Origin of the sequence: Clavibacter lycopersici (genome assembly GCF_003576405.1) — a bacterium.
In the GTDB taxonomy this organism is placed as follows: Bacteria; Actinomycetota; Actinomycetes; order Actinomycetales; family Microbacteriaceae; genus Clavibacter; species Clavibacter lycopersici.
Map to the genome: position 1 here is coordinate 1 of NZ_QWGT01000547.1, position 465 is coordinate 465.

At 77.4% G+C, this 465-nt stretch carries 1 protein-coding gene; it reads left to right on the top strand.

Annotation, left to right across the window (positions count from 1 at the left end; genetic code table 11):
• The coding region (locus DZG00_RS16465) for a copper resistance CopC family protein (protein ID WP_147360109.1) at nt 1–465 on the top strand (465 nt) is incomplete at both ends.

Here is a 465-nt window from a genome sequence, read left to right on the forward strand (position 1 = left end):
CGCTCGCGACGGGCGCCCTCGCGCTCGCGGGGCTCGCGCAGGGGAGCGGGCCCGACGGCGCGCTGTCGGCGTCGGCGCACGACTACCTCGTGTCGAGCTCGCCCGCGGCCGGATCCACGATCGACGCCCCGCCGTCGGAGGTCACGCTGACCTTCAACGACGTGATCCTCGACCTCGGCACGGCGGGCGGCGCCGGCGGCGACGCGGCGTCCGGGTCCGGATCCGCGGCGGGCGGCTCGTCCATCGTGCAGGTGACGGGACCGGACGCGCAGGGCACCCACTTCGAGACCGGCTGCGCGACGAACGCCGGGCGGACCGTCTCGGTGCCCGTCGCGCTCGGCGGATCCGGGCAGTACACGGTCACCTGGCGCGTGGTCTCGGCCGACGGGCACCCCGTCTCCGACTCGATCGCCTTCACGTACCAGGCGCCCGCGGGCGCGGCGGCGTCGGCGGGCACCCCCGACG